Source organism: Paenibacillus agri, from assembly GCF_013359945.1.
Lineage (GTDB): Bacteria > Bacillota > Bacilli > Paenibacillales > Paenibacillaceae > Paenibacillus_AQ > Paenibacillus_AQ agri.
On sequence record NZ_JABWCS010000180.1, the window covers coordinates 1 to 16,908 of the forward strand.

At 48.3% G+C, this 16,908-nt stretch carries 16 protein-coding genes and 1 pseudogene; 3 read left to right on the top strand and 14 right to left on the bottom strand.

Annotated features, from left to right (window positions below; all coding sequences use genetic code 11):
- From HPT30_RS02020 to HPT30_RS02035, 4 genes are all read right to left on the bottom strand, one after another.
- A partial coding sequence (locus HPT30_RS02020; RefSeq protein WP_175369864.1) for an IS110 family transposase occupies positions 1-382 on the bottom strand: 382 nt, incomplete at its 3' end.
- Positions 383-608: 226 nt separating this feature from the next.
- Positions 609-1,383, bottom strand: a protein-coding gene (locus HPT30_RS02025; protein WP_217622222.1) for an IS5 family transposase whose coding sequence is annotated in 2 segments (ribosomal slippage) — positions 609-1,056 and positions 1,055-1,383 — 777 coding nt in all. Because the reading frame shifts where the segments join, the coding sequence is not laid out codon by codon here.
- Between the two features lie 698 nt (positions 1,384-2,081).
- Positions 2,082-2,888: a TrmH family RNA methyltransferase gene (locus tag HPT30_RS02030; RefSeq protein WP_175369865.1), complete on the bottom strand. Its 807-nt coding sequence runs from the start codon at positions 2,886-2,888 to the stop codon at positions 2,082-2,084.
- A 515-nt stretch (positions 2,889-3,403) separates the two neighbouring features.
- Positions 3,404-4,102, bottom strand: a complete 699-nt coding sequence (locus HPT30_RS02035; RefSeq protein ID WP_281364448.1) for a potassium channel family protein — start codon at positions 4,100-4,102, stop codon at positions 3,404-3,406.
- A 95-nt stretch (positions 4,103-4,197) separates the two neighbouring features.
- On the opposite strand from HPT30_RS02035, the gene sspI reads away from it, so the two are divergent.
- Positions 4,198-4,437, top strand: a complete 240-nt coding sequence (gene sspI / locus HPT30_RS02040; RefSeq protein ID WP_175369893.1) for a small acid-soluble spore protein SspI — start codon at positions 4,198-4,200, stop codon at positions 4,435-4,437.
- A 122-nt stretch (positions 4,438-4,559) separates the two neighbouring features.
- On the opposite strand, the gene HPT30_RS02045 is transcribed toward sspI, so the two are convergent.
- From HPT30_RS02045 to HPT30_RS02090, 10 genes and pseudogenes are all read right to left on the bottom strand, one after another.
- Entirely contained in the window at positions 4,560-6,143 is a 1,584-nt protein-coding gene (locus HPT30_RS02045; RefSeq protein ID WP_175369867.1) for a peptide chain release factor 3, read from the bottom strand.
- A gap of 439 nt (positions 6,144-6,582) precedes the next feature.
- Entirely contained in the window at positions 6,583-8,133 is a 1,551-nt protein-coding gene (zwf, locus tag HPT30_RS02050) for a glucose-6-phosphate dehydrogenase (RefSeq protein WP_175369868.1), read from the bottom strand.
- A 204-nt stretch (positions 8,134-8,337) separates the two neighbouring features.
- Complete coding sequence (locus tag HPT30_RS02055; RefSeq protein ID WP_175369869.1) at positions 8,338-9,186, bottom strand: YwmB family TATA-box binding protein; 849 nt, start codon at positions 9,184-9,186, stop codon at positions 8,338-8,340.
- Positions 9,187-9,401: 215 nt separating this feature from the next.
- A complete protein-coding gene (locus HPT30_RS02060) occupies positions 9,402-10,049 on the bottom strand; it encodes a response regulator (RefSeq protein ID WP_175369894.1) in 648 nt (215 codons plus the stop codon).
- A pseudogene (locus HPT30_RS02065) lies at positions 10,015-11,111 on the bottom strand (sensor histidine kinase). The gene HPT30_RS02060 and the pseudogene HPT30_RS02065 overlap by 35 nt, the downstream one beginning before the upstream one ends.
- Positions 11,112-11,131: 20 nt before the next feature.
- The gene (liaF, locus tag HPT30_RS02070; protein WP_175369870.1) at positions 11,132-11,779 is read right to left on the bottom strand and encodes a cell wall-active antibiotics response protein LiaF; all 648 of its coding nucleotides are present in this window, start codon (positions 11,777-11,779) and stop codon (positions 11,132-11,134) included.
- Positions 11,780-12,657: 878 nt separating this feature from the next.
- Positions 12,658-13,359: a PspA/IM30 family protein gene (locus HPT30_RS02075; protein WP_175369871.1), complete on the bottom strand. Its 702-nt coding sequence runs from the start codon at positions 13,357-13,359 to the stop codon at positions 12,658-12,660.
- A 2-nt stretch (positions 13,360-13,361) separates the two neighbouring features.
- Complete coding sequence (locus tag HPT30_RS02080; RefSeq protein ID WP_246316887.1) at positions 13,362-13,883, bottom strand: PspC domain-containing protein; 522 nt, start codon at positions 13,881-13,883, stop codon at positions 13,362-13,364.
- On the bottom strand, positions 13,867-14,544 hold the full coding sequence (locus HPT30_RS02085; protein ID WP_175369872.1) for a PspA/IM30 family protein: 678 nt from the start codon (positions 14,542-14,544) through the stop codon (positions 13,867-13,869). The genes HPT30_RS02080 and HPT30_RS02085 overlap by 17 nt, the downstream gene beginning before the upstream one ends.
- 47 nt (positions 14,545-14,591) lie before the next feature.
- Positions 14,592-14,894 carry a hypothetical protein gene (locus tag HPT30_RS02090; RefSeq protein ID WP_175369873.1) on the bottom strand — a complete coding sequence of 101 codons (303 nt, stop codon included), beginning with the start codon at positions 14,892-14,894 and terminating at the stop codon, positions 14,592-14,594.
- 288 nt (positions 14,895-15,182) lie between these two features.
- Between HPT30_RS02090 and HPT30_RS02095 the strand changes: the two genes are divergently transcribed.
- Together HPT30_RS02095 and HPT30_RS02100 are read left to right on the top strand one after the other, a co-directional pair.
- Entirely contained in the window at positions 15,183-15,872 is a 690-nt protein-coding gene (locus HPT30_RS02095) for a response regulator transcription factor (RefSeq protein ID WP_175369874.1), read from the top strand.
- Positions 15,869-16,897 (top strand): sensor histidine kinase, encoded by a 1,029-nt coding sequence (locus HPT30_RS02100; RefSeq protein ID WP_175369875.1) that lies wholly within the window; start codon positions 15,869-15,871, stop codon positions 16,895-16,897. Before HPT30_RS02095 ends, HPT30_RS02100 begins: the two co-directional genes overlap by 4 nt.
- Positions 16,898-16,908: the final 11 nt, after the last annotated feature.

Consider the following 16,908-nt stretch of genomic DNA (forward strand, 5'->3'; position numbering starts at 1 on the left):
CATCTTTATGGTCACTTTTAGATGGTGTATTGTCTCGGTTTTCCTTGTTCTTTTTGACAAGATGAGGATTAACCAAAACGGGCTCCATGCCTTGATCGAGTAGCCAATGTGCCAGGCTAAACCAGTAGTGGCCAGTGGGTTCCATACCAACGATGACGTTGCTAAGTTTGTAAGATTTGAGTAGATCTTGGCTCCAGCGTTCGAACAGATCGAACCCTTCACGATGATTACCGAATTTGAGCGGAGTTCCCAAAGCAATCCCACGAAAGCTGACCGCGCGGGCCACGTGGACTTCTTGGGCGATGTCTACGCCAATAACCAAATGATGAACGGTAATGTTTTCTATGAGTTGATTTTGCTTATCTTGTGCCTTAAACTTCATGATAGAGCGACCTCCTGATGTGGTTTTAAGGGCTTTTGACCCGTTGCATAACCCCATCGTACAGAGGCGCTCGTTTTTGTTCAAACTCCAAATTATTCGTTTTACAGGAATTCTAACGGGAAACGTTAGTTCAATGAAACAGCGACAGTCTAGGACATTGTTTTCCCGTCCTTTACTGTCGCTGTTTCAATTTCTAGGGTCAGACTAGGGCGTGTCTGAAAACTCCTCATTGGGTCAATTTGAAAATCGCTGCGATATAAATAAACGCCAGAAACGACTTAGCCAACTTGTCGTAGCGAGTTGCCACACGACGAAAGTGTTTGATTTTATTGAAAAAGCACTCCACCAAATGGCGTTCCTTGTACCGATACCAATCGACTTCCCATGGATGTTGATTATTCGCTTTAGGTGGAATGGTGTAAGTGGCCTGTTTAGTCGTAATCCAGTTCCGAATGGCCTCTGAGCCATAGGCTTTATCGCCAAGAATGTGGCTTCCCGTAATATTCAACTCCTGGAGTAATTCGATCGCTGGGACGGAATCATAAACTTGGCCGCCCGTCAGAAGAAAAGCCAGCGGGTTTCCTAATCCATCGACTACCGTATGAAGTTTGGTTGTCTTGCCGCCACGACTGACGCCGATGTGTTGATTTACTTCGTGTCCGTCTGCGTTTTTTTGCACCGGCACTGTGCTGGTGGGCTTTGACCGATGTAGAATCAATGCTCAAGTTTTCAAAATCCGGTTCGATGTGAAGAGCTTGGAAGATTGCGATAAGGAGTCCGGAATCTCTCCACTTGCAGAAGCTACTGTAGACCGTTTTCCATGAACCATAACGTTCTTCAGGCAAATCTCGCCATGCTGTACCACTTCGGGCGATCCAAAGAAAGGCATTAAACATCGTGCGATTACTTCGTTTTGACGGACGTCCAGTTTGATAGGGCGGGAACATATCCTTTATTTGTTCCCACTGTTCATCGTCTATTTCGTACCGTCTTTGAATCATGTTCGTTTCTCCAATTCGTTTCTCATATCATACCATATGATTCTTTAGTTTTCAGACACGTCCTAAAACTATTTTATTTTAACCGCAGGTACGTTCAGTCTCAAACATATCATGAAAAATGTCTCAGTTATTGATCAAACTAGTCTCAGTTATCCTCGTTACTCACACGTAGACAGGAATTATTGTCTAATTAACTCCGCTGTGCTTCGAAAATAAAGTCGTATGTCACCCTCCACCCTCACCAATTCGCCGCCAGCCCTTGCCACTCCTGCATTTTTTCCGTTATTCCTCTGCTTCTCCGTTTCAGCCGATGCAAATAAAGTCGTACTGGAAATCAGGAAAAAACAGGGATTTTAGATTAGGGGATGGCTGGGGAAATAAAAATAAAGTCGTGTGAGGACAGGAGAAGTTCAGGGGATAAAAATAGGGGCTAGGGTGAAAAAAAATGGAGGGCATTAGGGAGTTGAGATCCCTCATGTCCTCCATCGTTGTTTCAGTATAAATCCCGCTTCCATCTTGGTGTTACAGGCTTTTCTTTGCTTTGAATCTGCAATGAATCCTGCTTTTATCCCGCCGATCTTTAGACGTTTCCCCTCTTCCTTTCCTCCTGCTTTTCCCCTGCTCTATTAGGGAAATAATGATGGAGGCTGGATCAGGGATACGAGTTTATTTGCGGCGAGATAAGTTTATTTTCATCTTTACGTGTTTATTTTCGGTGAATATATCCGCTGCCGCATCCCCTCAAACAGCAGGATCGTGGCTGCCATCGCTGCATTTAGCGATTCCGCCCGACCAGCCATCGGGATGATGATACTCTTGTCCACGAGTTGTGCGGTCTGTGGCGAGATACCCTTGCCTTCGCTGCCGATCAGCAGCCACTGGCTGCCGCGAAAATCGTGGCTGTAGCACGATTCTTCGCCTTGCAGCGAAGTGCTTACCAGCAGCGCCCCGCGCTCGCGCGCTTGCGGCAGGATCTCAGCGAGATCTCCCTCTATAATCGGGAGATGAAACATCGAGCCCATCGTGGACCTGATGGTCTTCGGATTGTACAGGTCGGCGCAGCCTTGACCCAGTATTACCCCGTCCGCACCTGCAGCATCGGCGCTGCGGATAATCGTACCGACGTTGCCAGGGTCCTGCACGCCGTCAAGGACCACAACGAAGCTATCCTTCACAGACAGGATAGCTTCCGCCCCGTGCTGTTCCTTCCGCACGATGGCGAACACCGGCTGCGGTGTATTAGTGCTGCTGCATTTGGCGATGACCGCAGCCGATACACCGACCACCTCCATGCCTTGCACAGCCTGAAGGTGATCCTTCAGCTCAGCTGGCATCCCCTTATCGAGATCAAAGGCTAGGATCTCAACATCAGCTTCCGCCAACAACGCTTCCTGTACCAGATGAACGCCCTCAACAATATATTTATGAGCCTTTTCACGGTGCTTTTTCTCCTGCAACCCAGCCCATTCCTTTACCCGCGTATTTTGCGGAGACATGATTTCCATAAGGTCTTCCTTTCATTTTCGAATCAACTAATAAAACCAATGGTAGTTGCTGAGTTAAGCCGCCACGGGCTCGGAAGGTTTTTCCGATCGCTGATAACGGGAAAATATCCTGTTAATTATTCCCTTTCCAGGCTTTGAGCATAAATAACGGGAATTTATCCTGTTAATCCACCTCCTCCATCGCTTAATTGGGACAGAATAAGGTGATTAACAGGAGTTTTTCCAGTTATTTTTAGAATAGAAGAGAATTTAATGAAAATAACAGGAGCTATTCCCGTTATTCCAATACCCTATCGAGTGAAGTTGAGTCTTTCGGCGTTTTTTCACCCGTTCTCCCAGATTTCAACCCAAAAATCGGTCAATCATAAAATCTGGACACAACAGCGACCGTAAGTCCAAACCTTCCTCAGATAGACCGCCAACGGTTCTAAGTTTCTAATGTTCTTAATGTTCTTAATGTTCTTAATGTTCTTAATGTCTCCCAAGGTTCTAAAGCCCCTACGGTTCCAGTTCCCCTACTGATAAGCCATCTCCAGCTTCGCCAAATTATCCTTCCGGCCAACAATAACGAGAATATCGCCTTCAGCCAAACGATCCTCGGCACGAGGAGAAATATTCATCTCCTCACCCTTGCGAATTGCCATGACGTTACAGCCATATTTTGCCCGAATGTCGAGTTCCAGCAGGTTTTTGCCCAGCATCGGCCCGGATACCTTCATATCCAGAATGCTGTAATCCGGGGACAGCTCAATATAATCCAGAATGTTCGGGGAGGCCAGATGATGCGCCACACGCATCCCCATATCCCGCTCCGGATAAATGACCTTGTCCGCGCCAATCTTGCTCAGCACCTTACCGTGTAGCTCGCTTTTCGCTTTGACCAGAATCGCCGGAACCCCCAGATCCTTCAGGATCAGTGTGGTCAAAATACTGGACTGGATATCCTCCCCGATCGCGACTACAACCACATCAAAATTACGAATGCCGAGCGCGCGCAGCGCCTCTTCATCCGTGGAATCCGCGGTTACCGCATGGGTCACGATGGTCGATATTTCCTGCGTCCGCTGCTCGTCCGCATCAATTGCCAGCACATCAAACCCCATGCCGCTAAGCGCCTTGGCTACACTTGAGCCGAAACGCCCCATGCCGATGATGGCATATTGTTTTTTGGCCATATCCATGTACCTCCCGTTGCTGTCTGCATCTCCCCACAGTATAGCATAAGGCCTTAAAAACTTGAATTTTCAGCCCCAAGGCAGGGTACATTATATCCTGTAACCCTTTGCTCAATTATTAAGGAGGTTGTATGATGCCAATTACACTTGATTTGCGGCAGGCGGTTATTCATAAAGTGCACGGGCAATCCGAAGCCGATCTTCGTCATATGATCGAGGGCTCCATCGACGGTCCTGAAGCTGCGCTTCCCGGCCTTGGTGTGATGTTCGAGATCACTTGGAAACACCTTGACGCTGCCAAGCAGGATAAGGTCATCGAGCTGCTGCACGAAAATCTCAAGTCGATGACTCCCGGATCTCTGACCACTTCCTGATCTGGAGTGCCATCAGCCAAAAACCTCCGCAACATCAGGATGCTAGCCAGCAACCTGAGCGCGGAGGTTTTTCATCAATATCACAGCAGATGATTATGGGAAATACAGTTTCTTGCTAAAAGTTAAGGGGCGTTCTCCAAGAACTTCGCTGTCGGATTCTTTTCCATAGCTGTACGCATCGCGTACTCGTTCTCGAACAACACCACGTAGTTGCCCTTCTTGTCTTTGACCAGCGTCGAGTTAATCCGGAATTTACTTGGGTCCGGCTCATTCTCGTCCACGATCCAGCGAGCGAACTGATAAGTCATCCGCTGCAGCTGTACGTCTACGCCATACTCACCCTTCATGCGGTAATCGAACACCTCGAACTGCAGTTGTCCAACTACGCCCAGAATAATATCGTCGAAGCTAACCGTACGGAACACTTGAATCATGCCCTCTTCGGTCAATTGGTCGACACCCTTCTGAAACTGCTTCGATTTAAGGGCATTTTTAATGCTTACCTTGGCAAAAATCTCCGGTGAGAACGTTGGCAGCTCATCGAACTCAATATCACCAGCTTGGCTCAGCGAATCCCCGATCCGGAAAATCCCAGGATCGAACAGACCAATGATATCGCCCGGATAAGCCTCTTCGACAATATCACGATCCTGTGCCAAAAATTGCTGCGGCTGGGCCAGCTTGATATCCTTACCGGCACGGACATGCTTTACGCTCATGCCGCGCTGGAACTTACCGGACACAATACGCAAGAAGGCAATCCGGTCACGGTGAGCCGGGTTCATATTGGCTTGAATTTTGAATACATAACCCGTGAACTTCTCACTCGTTGGTTCGACGGTACCCGCATTACTACGGCGTGGTTCCGGCTTTGGTGCCAGCTCAAGGAAGTTATCCAGGAAGGTCTGTACCCCGAAATTGTTGATCGCACTGCCGAAGAATACAGGTGTAAGCTCTCCCCGTAGCACTTTCTCATAGTCAAAAGCATCGCCCGCGATGTCCAGCAGCTCCAGGTCCTGACACAGCTGATCATGCAAATATTCTCCGGCCATTTCGCGAATAATCGGATCACGGTAACTCTCAACCTTCTGCACCTTGATCACAGAGTGATCATCTCCCTGGAACAGCTCGACCTGATTCTTCATCCGGTCGTATACCCCGCACAACTCGCGTCCGGAACCGATCGGCCAGTTCATCGGCACAGAACGGATACCCAGCACTTGCTCCAGCTCTTCCATAAGGTCAAACGGACTACGGCCTTCACGGTCCAGCTTATTGATGAAGGTGAAGATCGGGATGCCCCGTTTGGCGCAGACTTGGAACAGCTTGATCGTCTGTGCCTCCACACCCTTCGCCACGTCCATCAGCATGACCGCGCTATCCGCTGCCGTTAGGGTACGGTAGGTATCCTCACTGAAATCTTGGTGACCTGGGGTATCCAGAATGTTCACCCGATGATCATTATAATCAAATTGCATAACAGAGGAAGTAACGGAAATCCCCCGCTGCTTCTCGATTTCCATCCAGTCACTTGTTGCATGTTTGCTGGCCTTGCGGGCTTTAACCGTTCCTGCCAGCCGGATCGCACCACCGAACAACAGCAGCTTCTCCGTCAAAGTTGTTTTACCGGCATCCGGGTGGGAAATAATCGCAAACGTTCTGCGCTTCTCCACTTCCTTCTGCAGGATCTCATTCTCTTTACTCATTACACATATCCCTTCATATATAAAATTCATGGTGCGTTTTCAATGGCGCCAGGTCCGCATCAAATCGGTAATTTGATCATTTTACATTTCCCTTCACTTGGAGAATTAATGAAATGCAAGCATCCTTTAAAGTATAACAAAATCGGGCAGAGATTATCTACATAAAAGCCCGCTTTGTAAAAAGAAACGAATACTTTAGCCTTAGAACAAGGACAAGTACCCGTTTCTTGTAAAATATGCGTCTGTTATCTTGCACGTAAGCGATGACTCCTGTTATTCAAGCAGAACGGCTTTGCCCTCTTATAAGAGACGGTATCCGTTTCAGCGAGAAATATAAGGATGATTTATAGCGTAGAACATCTATATCCTTATGTTTTCAAAAAATCTCCCTGCGATCTTCCGCAGGGAGATTTATACACCATATGTGCAGCTTCGTTACTTAGTTATTCAGCCGCCATACTACATTGTCTTCTTCTTGGCCGTTCACCGGCCACCAGTGAAAGCCTTCTTGCGCCAGCAGTTGATCCGCTTCGACAGGACCCCACGAGCCTGCAGGGTAGGAGGCCAGATCGCTAGCTCCTTCCTTCCACGCCTTGGCGATACGGTCCACAAACGACCACGCCGACGATACTTCGTCCCAGCGCGTAAAGTAAGTGGAATCGCCACGAGCTGCATCATGCAGCAGACGCTCATAAGCTTCCGGTGAGTTGATGCCCACCATACAGCTTTGGCAGAAATCCATAGCCAGTGGCTGGATCTCGGATTCCGAGCCCGGTTTCTTGGCATTGATCTTCACATAGATGCCTTCCATCGGGTTCACGCGGATGACAAGCAGGTTTGGTTCCAGTTTATGCTTTTGACCTAAGTAGACGTTGGTCGGCATGCCCTTGAATTCTACAACGACTTCCGTCGTCTTCACTGGAAGGCGTTTGCCTGTACGGATATAGAACGGAACTCCAGCCCAACGGAAGTTGTCCACGAATACGCGGGCAGCGAAATACGTTTCCGTCTTGGACTCCGGATCCACCTTATCTTCCTGACGGTAAGCCGGCAGGGTCTTACCTTTATGCGAGCCTTCTGTGTACTGGCCACGCACAACGTTCTCACGTACCTCTTCGGAGTTAGCGTAAGGACGGAGCGAACGGAGTACCTTGACCTTCTCGTCACGGATATCCTCAGCCAGCAAGCGGCTAGGCGGCTCCATGGCAATCATGGTCAGGAGTTGCAATATATGATTCTGCCCCATATCCCGCAGGGCGCCAGCATGATCATAGTATCCGCCGCGCTCTTCGACACCCACGGTCTCGCCGAGTGTAATCTGGATATTGGCAATATGCTTGTTGTTCCAAAGTGGTTCGAAAAAGGCATTCGCAAAACGGATCACTTCAATGTTCTGCACCATTTCCTTACCGAGATAATGGTCGATCCGGTAGATCTCTTCTTCCTTGAAGACCTGACGAATCTGCTCGTTCAGTTGCTCTGCTGATTCCAGATCATACCCGAACGGCTTCTCGATGACAAGGCGATTCCAGCCTCTGCTATCCAGCATACCGCCGGCTTTCAAGTTATTGGACACGCTGCCGAACAGCTCAGGTGCAAGCGCGAGGTAGAAAATTCGGTTGCCCGGAATTTCAAACTTGCCTTCAAGCACTTCTGTCTGGGCACTCAGCTCGCGGAACCCGTCAATATTATTGATGTCCAGAGATTTGTATTCAAAATGCTGGACGAAGCCGTTCCATTCACTCTCGTCTTCTGCCTGGTAGCGGCAGAATTCACCGATCGATTCTTTCACGTCTTCTCTGAATTCATCTTGAGTACGCGGACGACGCGCCACGCCGATTACCGCAAAATCATGTGCCAGCTTGCCTTCACGGTACAAACTGTAAATAGCCGGGAACAGCTTACGCCGGGCTAAGTCTCCGGTAGCCCCAAAGATAAAAAATACAGCACCGGGTGTACGCAGTGCATCAAGGGTTTGATTTTCAGCCATGGCTCCTCATCTCTCTGTATGTAATTTAGTTGACAATCATTCTCAACGCCGGATACAAACATTAACACTTTAACGGCGTGATGCCATTTTATCATATTCCGAAAAAGGATGCTATCACATTCCTGACAATTACCCTCGGGATATCGACAAAAGCGATCACCTTTTCTTATTATGGACTATAATTCAACTTATATGATGTCATTCTTAATATTCTATCGTAATCAGGGGAAAACCGATGGTTATTCTGTTCTCATTGTTGATACCATCTCTATGGACAGCCGCCTGCATCGCCAGGTTGTGATTGCCGCTGACGACAAAGCGTTCCAACCCTGGCACCTTGTAAGAACGACTGTAGGTAGTTTCGTCTTTGTAACACTCTGCTTCAGCCAGCCCCGCAACCCGGTTAGCAAAGTTCTTTTCAGTCACTATTAACGCCTCTTTAGGCTCCCCTTGCTCTTTGGCCGTCCCTTGCAGGGAGGCATTCCATTCAGCGTCAATCCCACTCTTCAGCATGAGTTTACCCACCTGTATAGCTTTATTCTGCCAATCTCCTGCCTTAGTCAAATCTGCTGTCTCCAAAGTGGCTATCACATAGCTGTGTCCCTCACCCAGCTCACTCCAGAAGAGCGAAATCGAAGTATTCTCTGTCAGAGAGGACGTAGCACGGTAGACCAAATGTCCATGTTCTTCAACACCAGTAGGAATGTTTAGCCCAAGGTTTTCGGCCAACTCCACAGCAGTAAGAGGACCTGCGGCACGGAGGTCATCCCCCTCACTGTACTCACCTTGCCATTTCAGAACAAGACGCATAGGGGTTCCAGGTTGTGTAGCCTGCTGGCCTAGCAATGATAATAGAGAAAGAGACTCTTCCATGCCACTAACTCCGCCAATGTCTCTCACATCAGCGCCTTCAACAGCAGCGCGTACTGAGGCCACTTCCTTAAGCGGTTGAGCCTCCGCTTCATTAATGAATCCTGCCACCAGAATCACCGCAAGGCTCAAACATAGTACCAACAGCGTCGCTTTTCCTGTACCCTTGTTCCCGTTCCCCATCGTCCATCTTCCTCTCCATCCGGTCTAGCAATCTACTAAACAGGATGGCCGGGGATGAGAGATTTTAAACCTGAATCCATTTCATAATTCGGATTTCAATCCGAATAGGTACAATATCAAGTTATACCTGAACCATGTACAACTTGATATCGATGATTAGACGCTCACTTATGGATTATGAAATGGATTCACCTGTAATAAAAAAAACCTGCGGATTACTCCGCAAGTCCGTTTTTATATGCATAAATGGCCGCCTGGGTGCGGTCCTCCACATCCAGCTTGGCGAGAATATTCGTCACATGGAATTTCACAGTCTTGATTCCAATAATTAGCTGGTCGGCGATATCCTGATTGGATTTACCCTGAGCCAGCAGACGTAGCACTTCCATCTCACGTTCCGTCAGCTCTTTATACGCCGGTGCTTCTACTTTCGCATCGTTGCGGAAGCGATTCATCATCTTGGAAGCCACCTGGGATTCCAAGACAGACTGTCCCCGGGCCGCAGCGCGGATAGCATCCGCGACTTCAGTCGCCCGTGAGGTTTTGAGCAGATAGCTGAAGGCTCCTGCCTCGATTACAGGGTACATTTTTTCATCATCCAAATAGCTGGTGAGTACAATGACTTTACAATCGGGAAATGTCTTCATCAACTGCCTCGTCGTTTCAATACCATCCATACCGTCCATGACAAGATCCATCAACACAACATCAGGATTATATTCATGGGCAAGGCGTATGCCTTCCTCCCCGCTCCCTGCTTCTCCCACTACTTCAATACCGTCTTCGGTACCCAGGACCGCAGCCAGTCCGATCCGGACCATCTCATGATCATCGACTAGCAGTACCTTGATGGATGTCTCCATTTCCTCCATTGCTTCCCTTCCCTCCTATTCATTGACTACCGGTACAGTAATCTCAATGCGTGTTCCTTTGCCCGGCGCGGTGATGAACTGAATGGAACCTCCAGTCTCTATAATACGCTCCTGCATATTCGACAGACCATAAGAGGTCTGCTTGTTCTCATCCAACTCAAAGCCCACACCATCATCTCGCAGCGTTAACCGCACCGTATCTCCGCGGCGATGTAATCGAATCTCCATCTTGGAAGCTTTGGCATGCCGCAGCGTGTTGGAGATGGCTTCCTGCACAATGCGGAACAAATGGTTCTCGATCCCCTTCATCAAATGCACATCAGGGTCCATCTCGAACACAATTTCGATGGGCATTTTCTCTTGCAGCTCGCGGACTAGCTCCCGCAGGCCCTGCTCCAGTCCCTTGCCCTCCAGATATACTGGCCTTAAGTGCAGCAGCAAAGCCCGCATTTCCGACTGGGCCACCGCCGACATCTCTTCGATCAAGGCAATCTGACGCTGAGCTTTGTCAAAATCCTTCTCGAGCGTCCGCCCCACCGCAGTAGCCGTCATAGAGATGGCAAAAAGCTGCTGCGAAACCGCATCATGCAGCTCCCGTGCAAGCCGTTGCCGCTCCTCGATAATCGCTGAGACACGCGCCTGCTCGGCAAGCTGCGCATTGTTGGTGGACAGCCGCTGGAGGGTGTTCACCTGATTTTCCCATTTGACGCTGATCCGGCTCAGCTGTTCACCGAGCCTGCCGAGTTCATCGTCGCCAAGTTGCGGCATGGACAGCGTCAGGTTGCCTTTTTCCCACAGGACCAAGGTCTCCCGAAGCCGCTCAAGCTTACGCTTCACGCGAAAACCTTGATAGAACCCGAAGCCCATACCGAAACCTACAGGGAGCAGAACCATCGTAATCGCCGTTCGTACTCCAACCGTCCAGTTCTCGAACGGCTTCAAATAGCCATATGTATACATGATATACAGAATAACGAGCAGCATGACAAAGGAGAACAGAGCCCCCTCACCCATGCTGCGCGAGATTATATTCGTGTTCTTCTTTCCCATCAGGGGGCCCTCCTTCCTTATGATTAAGACAATCTGATATCCAAATCCCCTATCAAATAGGATACGTTAAATTTCACTTTATGTTCGCTGGTCTCATAATTGGGTGATTTCCAGTTCAACCGGTTGAGCATGCCCGTATCCCGCTGAAGACCAAGGTCTATCGATCCAAACAGGACAAAGGCCTCAATCTCCACCCCATAGCCGTCTGACAGATGAAGATCAATATCCCCGAAAATCCCGTGAAAGAGCATGATCGTCTCCCGGTCATCCGCCATAGCAAGCGAAAGATCCAGATCCGCCTCCCCCAGCACATGCCAGGCACTAAGACTCTGCATCACCCAAGGCACACGATCCCATTCAAATCTGGAGGAAAAGTTTTGCTTCTGCATAAACCTTGTCTGGTGCTGCAGCTTCTTGGACTTTCTGAAAAAGATGACCAGCGAGATCAGGCATATGCCGAGCACCAATACCAGATGATCCAGTAGCAGCATGACCGCGCCGATGCCAAGCAAGGTATAGCCTTGCTTCACTTTGCCTGTCGTCGTGCGGTAAATACCCAGCAGCAGGAACAGGAGGGCCACAATGGAGAAAAAGCCAATCCATCTGCCAAATATCATTATACAGCCAACGCCGATGAGACCTATGGCAATCAAACGGCTCCGCTTATCCATTTTTGCACCTCCTAAAAGTTTTGCGAAGCAAAACTATATATTGAACTTAAGATATTAACATAAGGATCGGCGTCGTTCCGGTGAAGCTTGGACTTCCGGTCGCTGTTGTCTCCAGATTTCTTCTATTTAACCGCTTGTAGCGGTTGAAATCCGGAGACAAAGGCGATCGCTAGCGCTCCTACAGTTCCAATCTTCCCCTCCACTCCTTCTCCCCTTTTCGTTTCTTTCTTTAGTTCAACTTATATAGCTTCGTAAGCATAGACTTAAGTTTTGCGAAGCAAAACTAATTGAATAAAAAGATCCTCCAGAGTACCTCCGAAGTATAAATAAAGGCATTTTTGTACCTTAAATTGGCTGTAACTGAGGATCAGCTTAGATTAAGGGCAATTTTGTACGTTAATTTTTCTGATTTACGCCCTGCAGCGGATTTCCCAACAAATAAGGTACAAAATTGCACTTATTTGCTCAATTTCCCCAAAAAAGAGGAATATAAGGTACAAAAATGCTCTTAATTACAAATACCATGCCAAAATCGTACGATTCATTATCTAAAATCTCATATCTTATCTTGAATTCACGTTAACCGATAAATAATAATCAATTTGCGAAGCACAGCTCATTATTGCTAATAGTAGTGTTCTCCCTCTACAGTAGCTAGACCAACATCCGCTGTACTTCCAGCATCCCCTGATCCACCCGCCTAGCTCAGGCATAAATTGTAATTGCCTCAATAATGAAAGCCTGCAATTCCTTCAGCCAGTAACCAAATTTCTGTAAGCGGATAACCGCTACAAAAGCCATACCGGTATGGGGACTCCATACCGTATGGCTTTTCCTAGTTCAGCATATCATATCCGCCTATATTTGGGGAACAGGCTTTAATCTTCTTTTTTGCTGATGGAAGGCGCCGAGGCTGGGCCATTCAGCTTGTTTTTAAGTGCGGCGAGTTGCTCTTCAACCTTCAGCTGCTTCTCAGCGTCAACCGGACTGTAGGCTGTAGAAGGGCTGTATGGTGCACGCAGGACATCTGCTTCCGCTTCGAGCTGCATGATCTTCTCTTCCATGCGGTGGAATCCAAGGGATGCGCTGCCGCTCTCGATGGAATGCACACTGCTGATTTGCGACATTTGCTTCTTGGCTTTAGCCATTTGGGCACGGGATACCAGTTCATTGCGTTTGTTACGCAGCTTGTAGAACTCGTCCTTCATGTCATGCAATTGCCCAACCAGGTCCTTGGCTTGAACTTCAGCTTGACCGTGAAGCTGGCTGTACTCGGCTTCTTTTTGATCGAAGTAGATTTTTTCTTCCAACAGCTTGCGGGCCACTTCCTCTTGGCCGTTCTTCAGCGCCAGTTCAGCTTGGGCTCCGCGTTGTGCGGACATTTTAGCGGCTTCCTCTACACGTTGTTTCATGCGGCGCTCATTGGCCATTTGTTTGGCAACTGTTACTTCCGCTTCGTGAATCTCAGCCTCCATATCGCGCAGATATTGATTGAGCATTACGATCGGGTCCTCTACCTTATCCAACAAGTCGTTTACCGACGCCTTAGTCATATCCTTAATTCTTTGAAATACTCCCATGATTACACTTCTCCCTTCTCATATTTAGACAGTTTTTGTTTAAGCTCTTCCACTTCTTTTTGCAGGGCTTTCTTCTCAATATCCTTCATCATGGCATCCAGGCCGGAGTCTGGAGCAGAATACGCTTGGTTTTTTTCAAAATTAGGGTTGTAGCTCGACTGACTTCCGTAGTGGCCGTATCCGCCGTTCCCGCCATTTCCACCTTGGCCTCCATGACCACCATATCCTCCATGTCCGTGCGGGCCATGTTCTGGTCTGCCGGAATGTGGCCCGCCGTATGGACCTCCGAATGGGCCACCAGGACCGAATGGACTCTGGTAATGCTCTTTCGGAATGATCAGTGCAGCGATGATATATACCGGAATGACCGTTCCGCCTGTGAACGGAATGCTGATCAGCAGCAGAATTCGGAATAAAGTGGAGTCAATACCTATGGTTTCCGATAAACCGCCGGCTAGCCCGGTTACGACTTTGTCTCTTCTTGAACGATACAATCGGGTCATAGTACTACTCCTTTCCGTCATTGTTCAGCTTCTCCTTTAAGCGGGCCATTTCCCTTTCGAGCACAGTGGCTACCGTCTCACCGGCTTGCACTGCATATTCCTGACCCATGCGCCGGAGATCACGCAGGCTTTTAGCTTCCAGCTCCCAATCATTCAACCGGTCATCCAGACGTCCGAACATCTTGGGAACATCACCGCCATTGCCATAAGCACTGGCTCTTTGGTTCATCCGTTGCTGCAAGCGCAGTGACTCCATTCGTGCGGAATAATATTGACGTTTGCTATATACGGTCTGATATTCCAGTTTCAATTCATTCAGCTGCGCTTCAAGCTCGTACAGGGATTCCTTGCTTTGCTCCAAAAGTCCGCTGTATTGCTCCAGCTTTTCTTCGTGAATGATCTTTTCCTGCAAAGCGAGCTTCGCGAGGTGGTCCTCACCGGCTTTGAGTGCCAGAAGTGCTTGTTCCTCACGTTTGTCTCTCATGCCAGTCGCCTGATTTACCTGATTCTGCAGTTGCTTCGTGTGCGAGGCATATTGCTGGTAAAGTCTTTCCGCTTCGCTGATTTCCTCCCGTGTTGAATGTAGAAATTGATCGATCAGCTTCACGGGATCCTGGCTTTGCTCCAGACGTTCATTTAAGTTAGCTACAGTGATATCTCTCATGCGGCGAAAAACACTCATGATTTCCTGCTCCCTCCCTGCTTATATTCATTAAGTAAATTTATTTATTAGTAGGTACCAGATCTCTTTCCCTTCAATACCGAGATGCCCCAGACTACCAAAGCGATTCCCAGAAGCGGTCCAATGATCCAGGAAAGCTTCGCGATCAGGGACATGACACCGACGAACAATACTACCCAACCAATAAGCTTGTGACCTCTCTTGATTCCGTAGTACCCGAGAACAACCAGCAATACCGGGAACAACAATCTGAACATCCCGTGAATCAGAGGAAGCGCAATTCCCATCAGCATGAGGGCACCAATTACGATCAGTACAATCGCCAGCCCGTTTCCTTGTCTTCTTTGCATTTTTTCTCACCGCCTTTCGTTCTCCTTAACCTTATGCTCTTATTCTAGAGCAATCTGCGTTCTTTCAAAACAGACCGGGGACGGTTTTTGGTACTGGACCTTAGTCGGGGAAGGTATGGGACTGCAGGCTGTTAGAGGGCTGGACAGGCTTAAAAGTGCGCTCATTTACGCGGAAAAATGCGGGTTTAGGCCAATTTTACAGCTTCACAAGAAAATTATGGAAAGATATAATTAATCATCTACTTCTTGTCCATTGGATTAATCTCAGGCACTCAAAGGGGAATACAAATGACCACGTTATTGATCGTTGAGGACGACCTCAGTCTGAACAAGGGAATTGCGCTGACGCTCTCCCGAAGCGGATTCATCATCAAACAGGCTTATGATATAGCAACTGCGGAAGCCATCATGGCTTCCTCGAGAATTAATCTGCTTATTCTGGATATTAATCTGCCTGATGGAAGCGGGCTGGACTTTTGCGAGAGCATTCGCATGGTATCCAAAGTGCCGATTATCTTTTTAACCGCCAATGATCTTGAGCCTGATATTGTCACCGGATTTGAGCTAGGGGGAGACGATTACATCACCAAGCCGTTCAGCCTGATGGTCCTGCGAGCCAGAGTGCTTGCTGTACTGAGAAGAACAGCCCCCGGCAATGAAGAACAAATAACAATGGGTCCACTATCCTTCGATTTTGGAAAGCTGCAATATTATAAGCACAATCAGCCGTTGAGTCTGAGCAGAACGGAGCAAAAGCTGCTGAAGGTGCTGGTCGCTAACCCCGGGAACATTTTGACGAGGGAACAGCTGATCAATAGAATCTGGAGCGAGGACGCCGACTTCGTGGACGAGAACGCGCTGACTGTAGCGATTAAGCGACTGCGGAGCAAGATTGAAGATGATCCCTCCTCTCCTCAATACATTAAGACCATCTATGGTCTGGGCTATATGTGGATGAAAGGACAGACTCCAGGATGAAGAAATACGTGCTGCAGAGCAAAGTGATCTACCTCCTTTTCTTCGTTCTCTTCATTATCATCGTATCCGTCTATACAGGCATCCTTCTCTCGTTCTACGGGATGAATCTTAAGCTCCTATATGTTTCACTTTTGTTCATATCATTAATAATCCTCTTGGGTGCTGCCTGGGTGTGGTTCCTGAAGTATCAATTCACTGCTCACATCCAAAAGGTGGACGATATTGTCGACGGGGCCATTCATGGACGTGACCAGCTGACATTATATGAAGAGACTTCCTTATCTTCACTGGAACATAAGCTAATCCGGTACATAGAGACCTCTAAAGCAAGCGAACAGAATATGGCTGCCGAGAAGAACATCATCAAGGAATTGCTCTCTGACATTTCTCATCAAACCAAAACCCCGCTCTCCAACATTATGGTCTACAGCCAGCTTCTTGAGGAGACTCCCCTACTGGATGCAGAGCCGCGGCATTTCGCCAGCCAAATCAAGACACAGTCAGCCAAGCTGGATTGGCTCATTCAGTCGCTGATCAAAATGTCCCGGTTGGAGTCGGGCATGATCTCCCTTCATCCAGATATTAATGACATCCTTTCGGCCACCACCTCAGCGGTAGCACAAGTGTTCAATCATGCAGAAAGTAAAAGGATCACTATTAGCATTAACTGTGACTCCGAAATTGCAGCCCGCCATGATACGAAGTGGACAAGCGAAGCCCTGTTCAACCTGCTGGAGAACGCCGTAAAATACACAGCACCGGAAGGGAACATTCATGTAACCGCCGAAAGCAACGAGATGTTCACAGTCATCAAGATTTCAGATACAGGCCGTGGCATCGCCCCTGTAGATCTCCCTCATATTTTCAAGCGCTTCTATCGCGGGAAAAATGCCCGGGATGCAGAAGGTGTGGGAATCGGGTTATTTTTAGCAAGGGAAATTATTTCTGCACAGGGTGGCTACATCAAGGTAAGCTCTATTCCAGACAAAGGCACTGCCTTCTCTATCTTCCTTCCCCATAGGTGAATGTGTCAGAA

What these genes read in the sequence shown, in the direction of transcription:
- sspI (WP_175369893.1), top strand. Translation starts at nt 4,198, where the DNA reads ATGCCAATTACACTTGATTTGCGGCAGGCGGTTATTCATAAAGTGCAC.
- HPT30_RS02030 (WP_175369865.1), bottom strand. Translation starts at nt 2,888, where the DNA reads ATGGAAATCATGTCTCCGCAAAATACGCGGGTAAAGGAATGGGCTGGG.
- HPT30_RS02090 (WP_175369873.1), bottom strand. Translation starts at nt 14,894, where the DNA reads ATGCAAAGAAGACAAGGAAACGGGCTGGCGATTGTACTGATCGTAATT.
- HPT30_RS02060 (WP_175369894.1), bottom strand. Translation starts at nt 10,049, where the DNA reads ATGGAGACATCCATCAAGGTACTGCTAGTCGATGATCATGAGATGGTC.
- HPT30_RS02085 (WP_175369872.1), bottom strand. Translation starts at nt 14,544, where the DNA reads ATGAGTGTTTTTCGCCGCATGAGAGATATCACTGTAGCTAACTTAAAT.
- HPT30_RS02045 (WP_175369867.1), bottom strand. Translation starts at nt 6,143, where the DNA reads ATGAGTAAAGAGAATGAGATCCTGCAGAAGGAAGTGGAGAAGCGCAGA.
- HPT30_RS02095 (WP_175369874.1), top strand. Translation starts at nt 15,183, where the DNA reads ATGACCACGTTATTGATCGTTGAGGACGACCTCAGTCTGAACAAGGGA.
- HPT30_RS02100 (WP_175369875.1), top strand. Translation starts at nt 15,869, where the DNA reads ATGAAGAAATACGTGCTGCAGAGCAAAGTGATCTACCTCCTTTTCTTC.
- HPT30_RS02080 (WP_246316887.1), bottom strand. Translation starts at nt 13,883, where the DNA reads ATGACGGAAAGGAGTAGTACTATGACCCGATTGTATCGTTCAAGAAGA.
- zwf (WP_175369868.1), bottom strand. Translation starts at nt 8,133, where the DNA reads ATGGCTGAAAATCAAACCCTTGATGCACTGCGTACACCCGGTGCTGTA.
- liaF (WP_175369870.1), bottom strand. Translation starts at nt 11,779, where the DNA reads ATGGATAAGCGGAGCCGTTTGATTGCCATAGGTCTCATCGGCGTTGGC.
- HPT30_RS02055 (WP_175369869.1), bottom strand. Translation starts at nt 9,186, where the DNA reads ATGGGGAACGGGAACAAGGGTACAGGAAAAGCGACGCTGTTGGTACTA.
- HPT30_RS02075 (WP_175369871.1), bottom strand. Translation starts at nt 13,359, where the DNA reads ATGGGAGTATTTCAAAGAATTAAGGATATGACTAAGGCGTCGGTAAAC.